This window comes from Nocardioides sp. LHG3406-4 (assembly GCF_049897745.1).
Classification (GTDB): Bacteria; Actinomycetota; Actinomycetes; order Propionibacteriales; family Nocardioidaceae; genus Nocardioides.
Window position 1 is genome coordinate 385,448 of record NZ_JAFCWV010000003.1, and the last position, 15,223, is coordinate 400,670.

The window sequence follows — 15,223 nt, forward strand, 5'->3', positions numbered from 1 at the left end:
CGCCTCCCGGCGTACTCCCGGGACCGGTGGTACCAATGTGGCGACCTGTGCGCGCCCCTATGCCGGGGGCGGGCCGGACCCTGCACCGACCGCAAGCGAACGGAGTCAGAGATGAACGCCAAGAAGGCGCTCCTCGTGCTGGTCGTGGTGTTCCTCGGCTTCTGGATGTTCACCGACCCCAACGGGCTCGCCGACGCCGCGAGCAACGGCGCCGACAAGACGTGGGAGCTCACCCAGGACCTCTTCCGGGCGATCATCGACTTCGTGGACGCGCTCTGAGTCCCTGATGGGCCTGATCGCGTCCGTGACGGAGCCGGACATCCGTCGCCACCTGCTGCGTGAGGAGGGCGAGGTCGTCGTCGACGAGGTGCGCAAGCATCCGGTGGCCTATGTCCGCTCGGCACTCGAGGCGTTGCTGGCCGTCGTGCTGCTGGTGGCCTTCCCGTTCGTCGACCTCGACCTGGCGTGGTTCCCGTTCCTGCTGGCCGGAGGCATCGCAGCGCACGCCGGCTGGCTGGCGCTGAGCGCGAAGATGGACATCTTCGTGATCACCAACATGCGCGTCTTCCGCGTGCACGGCGTCCTGTCGCAGCAGCTGGCCACCATGCCGCTCTCGCGCATCCTCGACATCACCGTCGCCAAGCCGCTGATCGGGCGGATCCTCGGCTACGGCCACTTCATCTTCGAGTCGGCCGCCCAGGAGCAGGGCCTGCGCGACATCCGGTACGTCGGCCAGCCCGACGTCCGCGACCTCGCCATCCAGCGCGTGGTGCAGCGAGCCGGCCTGCGCGGGCCCCGCGCCGTCAACTGATGCCACTGCCTCTCGGACGGAGTTGACACCAGTACGCCGGGCAGCTGGAGACTTCTGACATGGCGACCGCCGACGACGTACGCCGCGTGGGACTCGCCCTGCCCCGGACCTACGAGCATCAGGTGCGCGGTCGCTGGAAGCTCAAGGTGAAGCAGATCGTCTACGTCGCCTTCTCCCGCGACGAGCTGTCGATGGGTTTCGGCTTCCCGAAGGCGGAGCGGGACGGGCTCGTCGCCTCAGACCCCGAGACGTTCTTCCTCCCCGGCACCTCGGACCTGCGCTACCAGTGGGTCTGCGGGCACCTGCCCCGCCTCGGGGAGGACGAGATGCGCGAGCTGGTCGTCGACGCCTGGCGGATGTGCGTGCCGAAGATGCTGCACGAGCTGCCGGAGCTGCCCGCACCGGCGGCCCGCGTGTGGGACCTGTTCGAGCAGCGGGAGTGGGCCGACGTCCGCTCGTTGCTGCATCCGTACGTCGGGTTCAGCGACGGCGACGTGACGGTGCGCGGCCGGAGCAACCTGCTGGCCCACCTGCGGGACCATCCCGCCCTGCGGCCGCCGACCCGCGTCGAGGTGCGGGACGGGCAGCTGTACCGCTGGGCTCGCTGAACGGTTGGGGCACTCCGGTTGGCGCGCCCGGACACCGGTTGGTGAGAATGGCCCCATGACGCAGCGACCGTTCTCCCGTCCCGGAGCCATCGACCTCTCGGCCCTCAAGCGTCCGGCCGCCCCCGCGCCCTCGGCGGGCGCGCCCGGCGGTGCCGACGGAGCCGGTGGGTCGGCGTACGCCGTGGACGTGACCGAGCAGAACTTCCAGGCCGTCATCGAGGGCTCGATGACGGCCCCGGTGCTGCTGGTGTTCTACTCGCGCACCCGGATGCCCGAGAGCGGTCAGCTCGCCGAGGACCTCGAGACGCTGTCGGGGGAGTTCGAGGGCAGGTTCCTCGTCGGGCTCGTCGACATCGACTCGTCGCCGCAGATCGCCCAGGCGATGCAGATCCCGTCGATCCCGCTCGTCGTGGCCGTGCTGGACGGGCGGCCGGTGCCGCTCATGCAGGACGTGCTGCCGATCGAGGAGCTGCGCACCGCGCTGACCTCGGTCGTGCAGCAGTTCACCGCCCAGGGCGTGACCGGCCGGCACCAGCCGCGGCAGGGCGCGGTGCCCGAGGCCGAGGGAGACGAGCCGGTCGTCGACCCGCGCTACGCGCCGGCCCAGGACGCGCTCGGCGAGGGCGACATCGACACCGCGGTCGCGGAGTACCAGAAGCTCGTCGACGCCAACCCGGCCGACGTCGAGGCGGTGGCCGGCCTGGCCATGGCGAAGGTCCTACAGCGCACGACGGGAGTCGACCTCAACGAGGCGCGCGCGGCGGCGGCCGCCGACCCCGAGGACGTCTCCGCCCAGACGCTGGTGGCCGACCTCGACCTGCTGGGCGGTCACGTGGAGGACGCGTTCGCGCGCCTGGTCGAGGTCGTGCGGCGCACCTCCGGCGAGGACCGCACGCGAGCGCGAGACCACCTGCTGGGACTCTTCGCCGCCGTCGGCAACGAGGACGAGCTGGTCCTGGCCGGGCGCCGCGCGCTGGCCTCAGCCCTGTTCTGAGGCCGTCTCCCGGTCCGTCGCCACGACCCGGGGTAGCCGGCGCACCTCCCTGGAGCACAGCACCAGGCCGCAGACGAGCACGTAGACCACCCCGCTGACCATCAGCACGTCCCTGAAGCCGTACGCCGCGGCGAGCGGCCCGAACGCGAGCTGACCCACCGGGATCGCGACGAACGAGCCGAGCGCGTCGTAGGAGTAGGCGCGCGAGAGCATCTCGTCGGGCACGTGCTCCTGCATGGCGAGGTTCCAGCCCATCCCGAACACCTCGGTGCCTACCCCGGCGACGAACGCGGCCGGCACCAGCCACCACAGGTTCGGATGGGCGCCCAGGACGAAGATGGGCACGCCGAGGCAGGCGATGCCGGCCATGCCGTAGAGCAGCGGACGCTGCAGGGGCACCCGCAGCAGGACGAGGGTCGTCAGGAGCAGTCCGATGGCCTCCGCTGACAGCACCACCCCCCAGCCCTGGGCGCCGAACGTCTGCTTCGCGACCGCCGGCCCGAGGGTGAACCAGGCGCCGGCGTGGATGGCGTTGAGGAAGCCGAAGCCGAGCACGACCGCCCACAGCCAGGTCGTGCGCCGCACGTAGGACCAGCCGGCGGCCAGCTCCGCGAAGGTGCCGGGCTTCTCGTCGGGGGTCGTGCGCCGCGGCACGTGCACGAAGCCGAGCAGGATCGCGGAGGCGAGCCAGGTGGCTGCGTCGACGGCGACCGCCCAGCCGGCGCCGACGGTCACGACGAGCAGGGCGCCGATCGTGGGGCCGATGATGGTGAGGGCGCCGCGCACCAGCGAGACCAGGGCGTTGGCCGGCTGCAGCTGATCGCGCGGCACGAGCTGCGGCATGATGCTGGCCATCGCCGGGAAGCTCAGGGCCGACACGGTGCCGTGCACCGCGCTCAGGACGATGAGCATCCACAGCTGCGCGCTGCCGGTGATGACGAGGACGGCGATCGCACCCTGCGAGAGCGCGGAGGTGAGGTTGGAGAACTGCAGCACCGTCTCCCGCGGGAAGCGGTCGGCGATGACACCGCCCCACAGCAGCAGGGCGACCATCGGGACGGTGTGGGCGGCGAGCACCTGACCGAGCGCGGCGGGGTCGTCGGTGATCTCGAGGACCGCGAAGGCCAGCGCGACGGTGGCCATCATCGTGCCGAGCAGGTTGACGCTGCGGGAGGCGAAGTAGAAGCGGAAGTTGCGCTCGCGCAGCGGCGCCATGGAGTCTGCCCAGGTCACGGCGCCTCCTCCATGGAGAAGGCGGTCAGGGTGACGGAGACGTGCACCGTGTCCTCGGTGCGGGGGGCGGTGTTGTTGTCGTGCAGCAGCCGGGACACCTGCATGAGCAGGGCCGACGCCTCCTCCCAGACCTCGGGCGGCACCCACCCCTCGAGGTCGGAGCTGAAGCCGGGTCGCTCGCGGGGCAGGTGCGATCGGCGCTCGACCTCGCGGTGCACCGCCTTGAGGTAGGTCGTGAACTCCTCGGGTGAGGGTCTGGGTCCCTTGGCCGGCCGCCCGCCGTGCTCGTGGGGGTAGCGGTAGCGCTTGGCCAACCCGCCCCGGATCTTCTCCTCGCCCGCCTCCACCAGCTCGCCCACGTCGAGGAGGGTGCGCAGGTGGTAGGACGCGTTGGCGTGGCTGATGCCGAGCTCGCGGGACACCTCGGCGGCACTCATCGCGGTGCCCGTCAGCAGCGACATGATGCGCAGCCGCACCGGGTGGGCGGTGGCGCGCAGCGCCGAGATCTGGTCCTCCACTGTCCCTCCAATGGTTGTTGGGGAGTCAGTGTGCGGCAGCAGACGACGGACTGTCAAACAGTCATTGGGGGGTGCGTCCCGACTCGGTGTACGTCGGCTCCGAGGACACGTTGGCCAGCGCCGCCTCGATACGCCTGGCGGTGAAGTCGGCCGCCCGCTCGCGCACCTGCTCCACAGTGCAGAACTGCGCGTCGCGGATCTCCCGCTCCTGGCGTACGACGCCGGCGACGATCGCGGCGTCGTGCACGCCCCCGTCGAAGACCAGGCACAGGGCGTCGTCCCAGCCGCCCCACGGGGGCAGCCAGTCGGTCAGGAGCAGGCGGCCGGGCTCGATGTGCAGCGCCAGCTCCTCCTCCACCTCGCGGCGGGCGGCCAGGTGCGGCGACTCCCCGACCTCGACGACGCCGCCGGGCAGGTCCCAGTCCCGCTTGTAGGTCAGCTGGCAGAGCAGCACCCGGTCGTCCTGGTCGCGCACCAGCAGCTGGCTGATCGCCCGCTTGCGCGGCAGGAAGGAGTTGAGCAGGGCGCGGAAGCTCTCCGGGTCGCTCAGCGGCGGGTCGTCGGCCAGCCGCGCCAGCACGACGTACTCGGTGGCGTCGGCCAGGTCGCCCATGCCGGCCACCACCCGCTGCACGCCCTCGCGACGCAGGCCCGAGCGCGTCGCCACGCGCAGCGACGCCTCGTTGCGCGGGTCGACCCGTGCCTCGACGCGGAGCAGGCCGAGCCCGCCCTGCTCGCGGTCCGTCAGGGCCCAGTCGGCGAGCACCCGGACGGCGCGGGTGGCGTAGCCGTGGCCGCGGTGGTCGGCGGACAGCCGCCAGCTCAGGCTGCCCCCGGCGGAGCCCTCGGGAGCGACCTCGACGCCGCCGACGGGGGAGTCCTCGTGCTCCACCACGAAGGCGGCGAGCTGGCCGTCGTCGGGAGTCCGGGCCCGCAGGGTGACGGTGCCGTCCGACAGCGTCGGCTGGTCGGGGTGCGCGCTCACGCGGATCACCTTAGCCGCGGGGCACCCAGCCCCGCGCCGTCACCCGAGGCGGGCCCGGCCCGCCTCCAGCCGGGCGACCGGCACCCGGAACGGGGAGCACGAGACGTAGTCGAGGCCGACCTCGTCGAAGAAGTGGATCGAGGCAGGATCGCCGCCGTGCTCACCGCACACCCCGACGTGCAGGTCCGGACGCGTCGCCCGGCCCTTCTCCGTGCCCATCCGCACCAGGGTGCCGACGCCCAGCGTGTCGAGCGACTCGAACGGCGAGACGTCGAAGATGCCGTTCTCCAGATAGGTCGAGAAGAACGACGACTCCACGTCGTCGCGCGAGAATCCCCAGGTCATCTGGGTCAGGTCGTTGGTGCCGAAGGAGAAGAACTCCGCGCTCTTCGCGATCCGGTCTGCGAGCACGGCGGCCCGGGGCAGCTCGATCATCGTGCCGAGCTTGAACGCGACCTCGACGCCGCGCTCCTCCTCGACCTCGCGCGCGATGGCGAGGATGCGGGCCTTGACGACGTCGAGCTCACGCACGCTGGCCACCAGCGGGATCATGATCTCCGGCTGCGGGTTGCCACCCGCGGCGGTGCGGTCGGCGGCGGCCTCGAGGATCGCCCGGGCCTGCATGGTGAACAGGCCGGGGATCAAGATGCCCAGGCGTACGCCGCGCAGGCCGAGCATGGGGTTCTGCTCGTGCAGCCGCTTGACGGCCACGAGCAGCCGCTTGTCGTGCTCGTCGACCTCGCCGCGCTCCTCGGCCAGGGCCACCTTGACCGAGAGGTCGGTGTAGTCGGGCAGGAACTCGTGCAGGGGCGGGTCGATCAGCCGGATCGTGACGGGCAGCCCGTCCATCGCCTCGAGGATGCCGGTGAAGTCCTCGCGCTGCAGGGGGAGCAGGGCGTCCAGGGCGGCTGTCTGGTCGGCCTCCTCCTGGGCGACGATGAGGGTCTCGACCAGCTCTCGCCGGTCACCCAGGAACATGTGCTCGGTGCGGCACAGGCCGATCCCCTCGGCGCCGAACCGGCGCGCACGGGCCGCGTCCTCCGGGGTGTCGGCGTTCGCCCGCACCCGCAGCCTCCGGGCTCCGTCGGCGTGCTTCATGACCCGTCGGACCGCGAGCACGAGGTCGTCGTCGAGCTCCTCACCCTCGAAGTGGCGCACGACCAGCGAGGCCGACACCGGGACCTCGCCGGAGTACACCTCCCCGGTCGTGCCGTCGATCGAGATGATGTCGCCCTCCTTGAGGGTCTCGCCGTCGCGGACCCGCACCTCCCGGGCGCGTGCGTCGACGTCGAGCGACTCGGCGCCGCACACGCAGGTGCGGCCCATGCCGCGGGCGACGACGGCCGCGTGGCTGGTCTTGCCCCCGCGGCTCGTGAGGATGCCGCGGGCGACGACCATGCCTCGGAGGTCGTCGGGGTTGGTCTCCTTGCGGACCAGGATCACGTCCTCGCCGCGGCCGGCCCACTCGACGGCCGTGTCGGAGTCGAAGACGATCCTGCCGACGGCGGCGCCCGGAGAGGCGTTCATCCCGCGGGCGATGAGGGTGCGGTCGGCGTCCGGGTCGAAGCGGGGGAACATCAGCTGCGCGAGCTGGGCGCCGGTCACCCGGCGTACGGTCTCGTCGGCGTCGATGAGGCCCTCGTCGGACATGTGCATGCCGATCCGGAACGCCGCCTCGGGGGTGCGCTTGCCGACCCGGGTCTGCAGCATCCAGAGCTTGCCGTGCTCGACGGTGAACTCGATGTCGCACATGTCCCGGTAGTGCCTCTCGAGCTTCTCCATGATGGCGAGCAGCTCGTCGTGGGAGGCCCGGTCGACCTCGGCGAAGTCGGCCAGCGAGACGGTGTTGCGGATGCCCGCGACGACGTCCTCTCCCTGGGCGTTCTGCAGGTAGTCCCCGTACACGCCCTGCTCGCCGCTGGCCGGGTCGCGTGTGAACGCGACTCCCGAGCCGGAGTCCATGCCGCCGTTGCCGAACACCATCGCCTGCACGTTGACGGCCGTGCCGAGGTCCTCGGGGATCCGCTCCTGGCGGCGGTAGAGCATCGCGCGCTCGGTGTTCCACGAGTCGAAGACGGCGCGCACGGCCAGGTCGAGCTGCTCGCGCGGCTCCTGCGGGAAGAGCCGGCCGGCGTCGTCCTCGATGATCTTCTTGTACGTCGCCACGAGGGTGCGCAGGTCGTCGGCGTCGAGGTCGAGGTCGTTGGTGGTGTCCTTCGCCTTCTTCGCCTCGTCCAGGGCGTCGGAGAACCGCTCGCCGTGGACGCCCAGCACCGTCGAGCCGAACATCTGCAGCAGCCGGCGGTAGGAGTCCTGCGCGAAGCGCTCGTCGTCGCTCTGCTTGGCGAGGCCTGCGACCGACTCGTCGTTGAGGCCGATGTTGAGGACCGTCTCCATCATCCCGGGCATCGAGAACTTGGCGCCGCTCCGGACGCTGACCAGCAGCGGGTCGCTCGGGTCACCGAGCGCGCGGCCCATCTTCTTCTCGAGCGCCGCCAGGTGCTGGGTCACCTCGTCCTCGAGCGCGTCGGGCTGCCCACCACTCTCGAGGTAGGCCCGGCAGGCCTCGGTGGTGATCGTGAAGCCTGGAGGAACGGGCAACCCGAGATTGGTCATCTCGGCCAGGTTGGCACCCTTGCCGCCCAGCAGGTCCTTCTGGTCCTTGTTGCCGTCGGCGAAGTCGTACACGAAGGTGGTCATCCCGCGATCCTCCCGCCAGTCCGGGCGCACCGATAGCCCCCTCCGGGTGATCCCCCCAGCTGGTCGACCGGCAGGTCTGCGAGGTCCGCGCGCGCCTCCTGGCGGTCGGAGGCGGGGTGGGCTGTGTGGTTGTCAGGGCGGGGCATGGCGACAGTCCTACCGCATCCCGTCGCCGAGGTGGCCGCCTGCCCACCGGTTGGCCGGTCCGGCCCCCCAGGGTGCGTCACCCCGGGCGACCGGTCACCCGCGGTGGCGCAGGAACACCGTCGCCAGGGGAGGCACCACGATGGTGGCGCCGGACTCCGTCGCCTCCACGCGGCCCAGGTTGCCGACCCCCGAGCCGGTGTAGGAGGTGCTGTCGGTGTTGACGACCTCCTCCCAGGTGCCGGGGTGGGGGAGGGCGAGGTGGTAGCCCTCGTGGGGTGCGGCGGCGAAGTTGGCCACGCAGACCAGGTCGGACTCGCCGGGCGCGCGACGGACGAACGAGAAGACGTTGTGCGAGGCGTCGTTGGCGTCGATCCACGAGAAGCCGGTGGGATCGTTGTCGTTCGCGTAGAGCGCCGGCGTCTCGGCGTACACGCGGTTGAGGTCGCGGATCAGCGAGCGCACGCCCTCGTGCTCGGGGTGCTCCAACAGCCACCAGTCGAGCTCGCGGGCCTCGGCCCACTCCGACTCCTGCCCGAGCTCCACACCCATGAAGACCAGCTGCTTGCCGGGATGCGCCCACATGAAGGCGAGGTAGGCACGCAGGTTGGCGAGCTGCTGCCAGCGGTCTCCGGGCATCTTGCGCAGCAGGGACCCCTTGCCGTGGACGACCTCGTCGTGGCTGATCGGCAGGACGTAGTTCTCGGAGTAGGCGTAGACCATCGAGAACGTCATCTGGCCGTGGTGGTAGCTGCGGTGGACCGGGTCCTTCTCGACGTAGCCGAGGGAGTCGTGCATCCAGCCCATGTTCCACTTGAAGCCGAAGCCGAGGCCACCCGCCGACGTGGGCTTGGTGACGCCGTCCCACGACGTCGACTCCTCGGCGATGGTGATGGCCCCCGGGACCCGCTTGTAGACGGTGGCGTTCATCTCCTGCAGGAACTGCACGGCCTCCAGGTTCTCGCGACCGCCGTGCACGTTGGGCGACCACTGCCCGGGCTCCCGGGAGTAGTCGAGGTAGAGCATCGAGGCGACCGCGTCGACGCGCAGGCCGTCGATGTGGAACTCCTCCAGCCAGTAGAGCGCGTTGGCGACCAGGAAGTTCCGCACCTCGCGGCGGCCGAAGTTGAAGACGTAGGTGCCCCAGTCGGGGTGCTCGCCGCGCGCGGGGTTCGGGTCCTCGTAGAGGGGCGTGCCGTCGAAGCGGGCCAGGGCGAAGTCGTCCTTGGGGAAGTGCGCGGGCACCCAGTCGACGATGACGCCGATGCCGGCCTGGTGGAGCCGATCGACGAGATGGCGGAAGCCGTCGGGGTCCCCGAAGCGGGAGGTCGGCGCGAAGTACGACGTCACCTGGTAGCCCCACGAGCCGCCGAACGGGTGCTCCATCACCGGCATGAGCTCGACGTGCGTGAAGCCCAGCTCGACGACGTAGGGGACGAGCGCGTCGGCGAGCTCGACGTAGGAGTACGTCGAGCCGTCGTAGTGCTTGCGCCAGGACCCGAGGTGCACCTCGTAGACCGACATCGGCGCCGAGACGGGCTGCTTGGCTGCGCGCTGCCGCATCCACTCCTGGTCGCCCCAGGTGTGCGAGGACTCGAAGACGACCGACGCCGTCTCGGGCGGCACCTGGGTGTGGAAGGCCATCGGGTCTGCCTTGTCGCGCCACACGCCGTCGGCGCCGCGGATCCGGAACTTGTACTGCGCGCCGGCACCGACGCCTGCAGCCAGCACGTGCCACACCCCGGACGAGCCGATCGGCGACAGCCGGGTGCGGGCGCCGTCCCACTCGTTGAAGGAGCCCGCGACCTGGACCTCACGGGCGTTCGGCGCCCAGACCGAGAACGACGTGCCGTCCTCGGTGGGGTGGGCGCCCAGCACCTCCCACAGCTCCTCGTGCCGGCCCTCGTTGATCAGGTGGATGTCGAGCTCTCCGGGACCGGTCATCGGGTCTCCTCGTCGTCTGCGGCGGCCCCGAGGGCCTCCAGTGCCTCGAGCGGGATGGTCACCCACGCGGGGCGGTTGCGCACCTCGTAGACCGCCTCGTAGACCGCCTTGTCGGCGATGTAGGCGTCCAGCAGGGTGCGTTCGTCGTCGTCGAGGGTGCGGCCGGCGTACGCCGTGAGGAAGGCCTCTCGGTTGCGTGCCGCCCACTCGCGGGCGCGGTAGTCGCGCTGCTCGTCGCCCTCGACGGCGTTGGCACTGGCGATCATGGCCGCCACCCTCGGCGCGTAGTCGAAGCTGCGCAGCATGCCGGCGACGTCACGCCACCGCGAGTCGGGGAGCATCCGCTCGGCGAGCGGCCGTGCGGGCTCGCCCTCGAAGTCGACGATCTTCCAGCCCTTCACAGTGCGCAGCGTCTGGCCGAGGTGGAGGTCTCCGTGCACGGTCTGCACGAGGCTGCCCGGCAGCGACGCCACGGCGTCGTAGGCCGTCCGGAGCGCAGGCTCGTACGCCGAGAGCGGCGGCGCGACCTCGAGCGCCGCGTCCAGCCGCGCGTGCATCGACGCCGCGAGCTCGCCCATCTCGGCGGGGGTGCGCACGTGGGTGGGGAAGTGCTCCGCGAGGACCTCGTGGGTCTCGGCGAGGGCGACGCCGAGTCGGGCCGCCTCGCCGGCGAAGTCGCCACCGACCTCGTCGGCGTGCAGGTCGCCCTCGGTGAGCAGGTTGCGCACGCTCGCCTGCGCCAGCTCCCAGCCGTCGCTGGCGGTGCGCAGGAACTGCTGGAGCATCGCGAGCTGCAGCACCTCGTCGCCCGCTGGCGCCTCGACCCACCCGTAGAGGTGAGCCACGTGCTCGGAGCCGGCTCGGGTCAGCACCTCGTGGACGGCGATGTCGGGGTTGGGACCCGGGGTGATCTTGCGGAACACCTTGAGCACGGAGTCCTCGCCGAAGGCGACCGACGAGTTCGACTGCTCACCGGTGAACAGCGTCGAGTGCGCCTCGGTATCGCACTCGTGGCCCGGCAGCCGGTGGAAGGTCAGGCCGCCGACCTCACGCGTCGCGTCGGTCTCGGCGAAGGCCTGCAGGTAGCGGGCCATGGCATCGCGGTCGTGCAGGGCGTCGTACGCGAAGACGTGGTGGCCGAGCCGGCCGTCGTACCAGCTGCCGACCAGGGCGTGCTCGAGACGACCCTCCGGCTCGGCGTAGTTGCCCAGCGGCAGCTGGTAGACCTCGTCGGCCCCGCCGTCGGCGTAGGCGACGGTGATCAGGTCGACCGTGAGGAGGGGCGAGCCGTCGAGCGACGCGATCCGGTCGATGCCGGTGACGCGCGCGCCGCGTCCCTTGCCGCCGAACCAGCGGGCGGCCTCGAGATAGGCCTCGAGCTGCGGGTGTGTCGTCTCGGAGTCGGTCATGTCAGTCCTCCCTCGAGCGGTACGCCGGTCGACTGGGGTGGCGTGAGCTTGAACCAGTAGAAGCCGTAGCCGCCCATCGTGAGCAGGTAGGGCAGCTCACCGATCGCGGGGAACGGGACGCCACCCAGCAGCTCGACGGGCACGCAGCCCTCCCACTGCCGCAGGTCGAGCTCGACCGGCTGCGGGAAGCGGGACAGGTTGTTTACGCACACGATCACGTCGCCGTGGTGCTCGCGGGCGTACGACAGCACGCTGGGGTTGGACCCGCCCAGATCGGTGAACGTGCCGAGCCCGAAGGCGTCGTGGCCGCGTCGGGCGTGGATCATCCGACGTGTCCAGTGCAGCAGGCTGGAGGAGTTCTCCAGCTGCGCCTCGACGTTGACGCTCTGGTAGCCGTAGACGGGATCCTGGATGGCCGGCAGGTGGAGCTTGCCCGGCGTCGCCGAGGAGAACCCGGCGTTGCGGTCGGGGGTCCACTGCATCGGCGTGCGCACGCCGTCGCGGTCACCGAGCCAGATGTTGTCGCCCATGCCGATCTCGTCGCCGTAGTAGAGCACCGGGGAGCCGGGCAGCGACAGCAGCAGCGCGGTGAAGAGCTCCATCCGGTTGATGTCGTTGTCAAGCAGCGGTGCCAGCCGGCGGCGGATGCCGATGTTCGCCTTCATCCGGGGGTCGGTGGCGTACTCGGACCACATGTAGTCGCGGTCCTCGTCGGTCACCATCTCCAGGGTCAGCTCGTCGTGGTTGCGCAGGAAGATGCCCCACTGGCAGCTGTCGGGGATCTGCGGCGTCTGGGCCATGATCTCGGAGATCGGGAAGCGCGACTCCCGGCGTACGGCCATGAAGATGCGCGGCATCACCGGGAAGTGGAACGCCATGTGGCACTCGTCGCCGCCGACGTCGGGGTCGCCGAAGTACTCGACCACGTCAGTGGGCCACTGGTTGGCCTCGCAGAGCAGCACGCGGCCTGGGTAGTGCTCGTCGACGAACGCGCGGCACTTGCGCAGGAAGGCGTGGGTCTCCGGCAGGTTCTCGCCGTTGGTGCCGGGGCGCTCGTAGAGGTAGGGCACGGCGTCCAGCCGGAACCCGTCCAGTCCCATGTCCAGCCAGAAGGCCATCGCCTCGAACATCGCGTCGTGCACGGCCGGGTTGTCGAAGTTGAGATCGGGCTGGTGGTGGAAGAAGCGGTGCCAGTAGTACTGCTGGCGCTCGGGGTCCCACGTCCAGTTCGACGGCTCGGTGTCGACGAAGATGATGCGGGCTTCCTCGTAGAGGTCGTCGGTGTCGGACCACACGTAGAAGTCGCCGTACGGGCCGTCGGGATCTTTGCGGGACTCCTGGAACCACGGGTGCGCATCGGAGGTGTGGTTCATGACGAAGTCGATGATCACCCGGATGCCCCGCTTGTGGGCCTCGTCGAGGAATTCGTGGAAGTCGTCGACGCTGCCGCACTCGGGAAGGATGTCGGTGTAGTCGGCGACGTCGTAGCCACCGTCGCGCAGCGGCGAGGTGAAGAACGGCGGCACCCAGAGGCAGTCGACGCCGAGCCAGGCGAGGTAGTCGAGCTTCTCGATCAGGCCCTTGAAGTCGCCGGTGCCGTCGGCGTTGGAGTCGCGGAACGACCGCACCAGGACCTCGTAGAACACCGCCGTCTTGAACCAGTCGGGCTGGTCGCCGACCGCGAGCTCGCCGATCTCCTGGGCGCTCGCCGGGTGGACCGGTTCATCGCTGTGGTGGATGGGCTCGGGCGGGCTCGCGGGGTCGGTCAACGGGGCCTCCTGACGGAGATGATGTGGACGGGTTCGTGCCCGGGGTCGAGGCGAACATAGTTGTGTCTGGCCCAGCTCCAGTCGGCGCCGGTGATCTCGTCGTGGGCGACGAACGAGTCGTTCCAGTCGAGACCGAGGGCCGTCATGTCCAGGTGCACCATGGTCTCCCGCGCGCCGTGTGGATCGAGGTTGGCCACCACGATCACCACGTCGTCCTCGTGGCGCTTGCTGAACACCAGGATGCTGTCGTCGTCGCTCTCGTGGACGACGACGTTGCGGAGCAGCTGCAGGGCCGGGTGCGCGCGGCGGATCTTGTTGAGGTGGGTGAGGTACGGCGCGAGGGTGCGGCCGTCCGCGTCGGCCTGCTTCCAGTCGCGGATGCGGATCTGGTACTTCTCCGAGTCGAGGTACTCCTCGCTGCCCGGCTTGACCGCGACGTGCTCGTAGAGCTCGTAGCCCGCGTAGACCCCCCAGCTGGGCGATCCGGTCGCGGCGACGGCGGCCCGGATCCGGAACGCCGCCGGTCCGCCGTACTGGAGGTAGGCGTGCAGGATGTCGGGGGTGTTGACGAAGAAGTTCGGCCGCATCAGGTGGTCGGACTCCGTGGCCAGCTCGGTGAGGTAGTCGCCCAGCTCGCCCTTGGCCGTGCGCCACGTGAAGTAGGTGTAGGACTGGTGGAAGCCGATCGCGCCCAGGCCGTGCATCATCGCCGGGCGGGTGAACGCCTCCGAGAGGAAGAGCACGTCCGGGTCGGTGTCGCGCACCTCGCGGAGCAGCCACTCCCAGAAGGCCAGCGGCTTCGTGTGGGGGTTGTCGACGCGGAAGATCCGCACCCCGTGGGCCATCCAGTGCCGGACGACCCGCAGCACCTCGCGGCAGATGCCGGTGGGGTCGTTGTCGAAGTTGACCGGATAGATGTCCTGGTACTTCTTCGGCGGGTTCTCGGCGTAGGCGATGGTGCCGTCGGCGCGCGTGGTGAACCACTCCGGGTTGCTCGTCACCCACGGGTGGTCGGGGGCGGCCTGCAGGGCCAGGTCGAGGGCCACCTCGAGTCCCAGCTCGCCGGCACGCGCCACGAAGGCGTCGAAGTCGGCCAGGGTGCCCAGATCGGGGTGTACGGCGTCGTGGCCGCCGTCCTTGCTGCCGATCGCCCACGGCGATCCGGGGTCGGTGGGTCCCGGTGTGAGGGTGTTGTTGGGGCCCTTGCGGTTGACCTCGCCGATCGGGTGGATGGGCGGCAGGTAGATCACGTCGAAGCCCATCTCGGCCACTGCGTCGAGACGCTTCGCGGCCGAGAGGAACGTGCCGGTGCTGACCTCGCCAGTGACCTCGTCGCGGGCGGCCCCCTCGGACCGCGGGAAGAACTCGTACCAGCTGCCGAAGAGCGCGCGGCCGCGGTCGGCGTACGCCGGGTAGGGGCCCTCGACCGTGACCAGCTCGCGCAACGGGTGGCTCGCCAGCACCGCGTCGAGCTCGGCGGACTGCAGGGCCGCCAGCCGGGCCTGCACCGGCCGGGCGTCGTCGGCGGCCGCCTCGGCCGCGCCCGTGAGCACCGATCGCTCGCTGTCGGTGAGGCCGCCGCCGGCGATGACGCGGTTGAGGAGGAGCCGGCCCTCGGTGAACATCAGCTCGACGTCGACGCCGGCCGGGATCTTGAGACCGGCGTTGTGCTGCCAGGTCGCGACCGGGTCGGACCAGCCGTGCACCTCGAAGGTCCAGTCGCCCGGCTGGTCGGGCGTCACCAGCGCGTCGTACCGGTCGGGGATCTGCGGGTGCTCGACCATCCGCACCGGGGCACGGCGTACGCCGTCCGGGCCGGTCAGCACGACCTCGGCGCCGAGCCTGTCGTGCCCCTCCCGGAACACCGAGGCGCGCACGGGCAGCGGCTCGCCGACGGTGGCCTTGGCCGGGAGCCGGCCAAGGTCGACCACGGGGTGCACGTCCATGATGGGGATTCGTCCGACCATGCGCCCACACTCGCGAATCACATGGCCACACGCAAATGGTCGCCCACGCCGGCGAGCCGGGTCGAGGACGGCGGGCGGCCCCCGTGGCGCCGCCCGCCGACACTTCGGTAACAGTCGAAACCGCCTCCGGGTTACGACGAT

Annotated in this window: 12 protein-coding genes; 4 read left to right on the forward strand and 8 right to left on the reverse strand. The window is 70.7% G+C overall.

Annotation, left to right across the window (positions count from 1 at the left end; genetic code table 11):
* Positions 1-111 precede the first annotated feature (111 nt).
* From ACP7BP_RS13615 to ACP7BP_RS13630, 4 genes are read left to right on the forward strand one after another with little or no spacing between them, the layout of a single operon-like run.
* Positions 112-279: a hypothetical protein gene (locus ACP7BP_RS13615; protein WP_426245246.1), complete on the forward strand. Its 168-nt coding sequence runs from the start codon at positions 112-114 to the stop codon at positions 277-279.
* 25 nt (positions 280-304) lie between these two features.
* Positions 305-811: a PH domain-containing protein gene (locus ACP7BP_RS13620; protein ID WP_426245248.1), complete on the forward strand. Its 507-nt coding sequence runs from the start codon at positions 305-307 to the stop codon at positions 809-811.
* A 59-nt stretch (positions 812-870) separates the two neighbouring features.
* Positions 871-1,419: an MmcQ/YjbR family DNA-binding protein gene (locus ACP7BP_RS13625; RefSeq protein WP_426245250.1), complete on the forward strand. Its 549-nt coding sequence runs from the start codon at positions 871-873 to the stop codon at positions 1,417-1,419.
* Between the two features lie 55 nt (positions 1,420-1,474).
* A complete protein-coding gene (locus ACP7BP_RS13630) occupies positions 1,475-2,413 on the forward strand; it encodes a co-chaperone YbbN (protein ID WP_426245251.1) in 939 nt (312 codons plus the stop codon).
* On the opposite strand, the gene ACP7BP_RS13635 is transcribed toward ACP7BP_RS13630, so the two are convergent.
* From ACP7BP_RS13635 to ACP7BP_RS13670, 8 genes are all read right to left on the reverse strand, one after another.
* Positions 2,399-3,646, reverse strand: a complete 1,248-nt coding sequence (locus ACP7BP_RS13635; RefSeq protein ID WP_426245252.1) for an MFS transporter — start codon at positions 3,644-3,646, stop codon at positions 2,399-2,401. The genes ACP7BP_RS13630 and ACP7BP_RS13635 overlap by 15 nt on opposite strands.
* Positions 3,643-4,164 carry an ArsR/SmtB family transcription factor gene (locus tag ACP7BP_RS13640; protein ID WP_426245253.1) on the reverse strand — a complete coding sequence of 174 codons (522 nt, stop codon included), beginning with the start codon at positions 4,162-4,164 and terminating at the stop codon, positions 3,643-3,645. The genes ACP7BP_RS13635 and ACP7BP_RS13640 overlap by 4 nt, the downstream gene beginning before the upstream one ends.
* 61 nt (positions 4,165-4,225) lie before the next feature.
* Positions 4,226-5,149: an NUDIX hydrolase gene (locus tag ACP7BP_RS13645; RefSeq protein ID WP_426245254.1), complete on the reverse strand. Its 924-nt coding sequence runs from the start codon at positions 5,147-5,149 to the stop codon at positions 4,226-4,228.
* Between the two features lie 39 nt (positions 5,150-5,188).
* Positions 5,189-7,849 (reverse strand): pyruvate, phosphate dikinase, encoded by a 2,661-nt coding sequence (ppdK, locus tag ACP7BP_RS13650; RefSeq protein WP_426245255.1) that lies wholly within the window; start codon positions 7,847-7,849, stop codon positions 5,189-5,191.
* A gap of 240 nt (positions 7,850-8,089) precedes the next feature.
* Positions 8,090-9,937, reverse strand: coding sequence for a 1,4-alpha-glucan branching protein GlgB (gene glgB / locus ACP7BP_RS13655; RefSeq protein WP_426245257.1), 1,848 nt, complete (start codon positions 9,935-9,937; stop codon positions 8,090-8,092).
* Positions 9,934-11,346 carry a maltokinase N-terminal cap-like domain-containing protein gene (locus tag ACP7BP_RS13660; protein ID WP_426245258.1) on the reverse strand — a complete coding sequence of 471 codons (1,413 nt, stop codon included), beginning with the start codon at positions 11,344-11,346 and terminating at the stop codon, positions 9,934-9,936. The genes glgB and ACP7BP_RS13660 overlap by 4 nt, the downstream gene beginning before the upstream one ends.
* On the reverse strand, positions 11,343-13,040 hold the full coding sequence (gene treS / locus ACP7BP_RS13665; protein WP_426245441.1) for a maltose alpha-D-glucosyltransferase: 1,698 nt from the start codon (positions 13,038-13,040) through the stop codon (positions 11,343-11,345). Before treS ends, ACP7BP_RS13660 begins: the two co-directional genes overlap by 4 nt.
* A 71-nt stretch (positions 13,041-13,111) precedes the next feature.
* Positions 13,112-15,082: a maltotransferase domain-containing protein gene (locus ACP7BP_RS13670; protein ID WP_426245260.1), complete on the reverse strand. Its 1,971-nt coding sequence runs from the start codon at positions 15,080-15,082 to the stop codon at positions 13,112-13,114.
* Between the last annotated feature and the right edge of the window lie 141 nt (positions 15,083-15,223).

What these genes read in the sequence shown, in the direction of transcription:
- ACP7BP_RS13615 (WP_426245246.1), top strand. Translation starts at nt 112, where the DNA reads ATGAACGCCAAGAAGGCGCTCCTCGTGCTGGTCGTGGTGTTCCTCGGC.
- ACP7BP_RS13625 (WP_426245250.1), top strand. Translation starts at nt 871, where the DNA reads ATGGCGACCGCCGACGACGTACGCCGCGTGGGACTCGCCCTGCCCCGG.
- ACP7BP_RS13630 (WP_426245251.1), top strand. Translation starts at nt 1,475, where the DNA reads ATGACGCAGCGACCGTTCTCCCGTCCCGGAGCCATCGACCTCTCGGCC.
- ppdK (WP_426245255.1), bottom strand. Translation starts at nt 7,849, where the DNA reads ATGACCACCTTCGTGTACGACTTCGCCGACGGCAACAAGGACCAGAAG.
- glgB (WP_426245257.1), bottom strand. Translation starts at nt 9,937, where the DNA reads ATGACCGGTCCCGGAGAGCTCGACATCCACCTGATCAACGAGGGCCGG.
- ACP7BP_RS13660 (WP_426245258.1), bottom strand. Translation starts at nt 11,346, where the DNA reads ATGACCGACTCCGAGACGACACACCCGCAGCTCGAGGCCTATCTCGAG.
- ACP7BP_RS13670 (WP_426245260.1), bottom strand. Translation starts at nt 15,082, where the DNA reads ATGGTCGGACGAATCCCCATCATGGACGTGCACCCCGTGGTCGACCTT.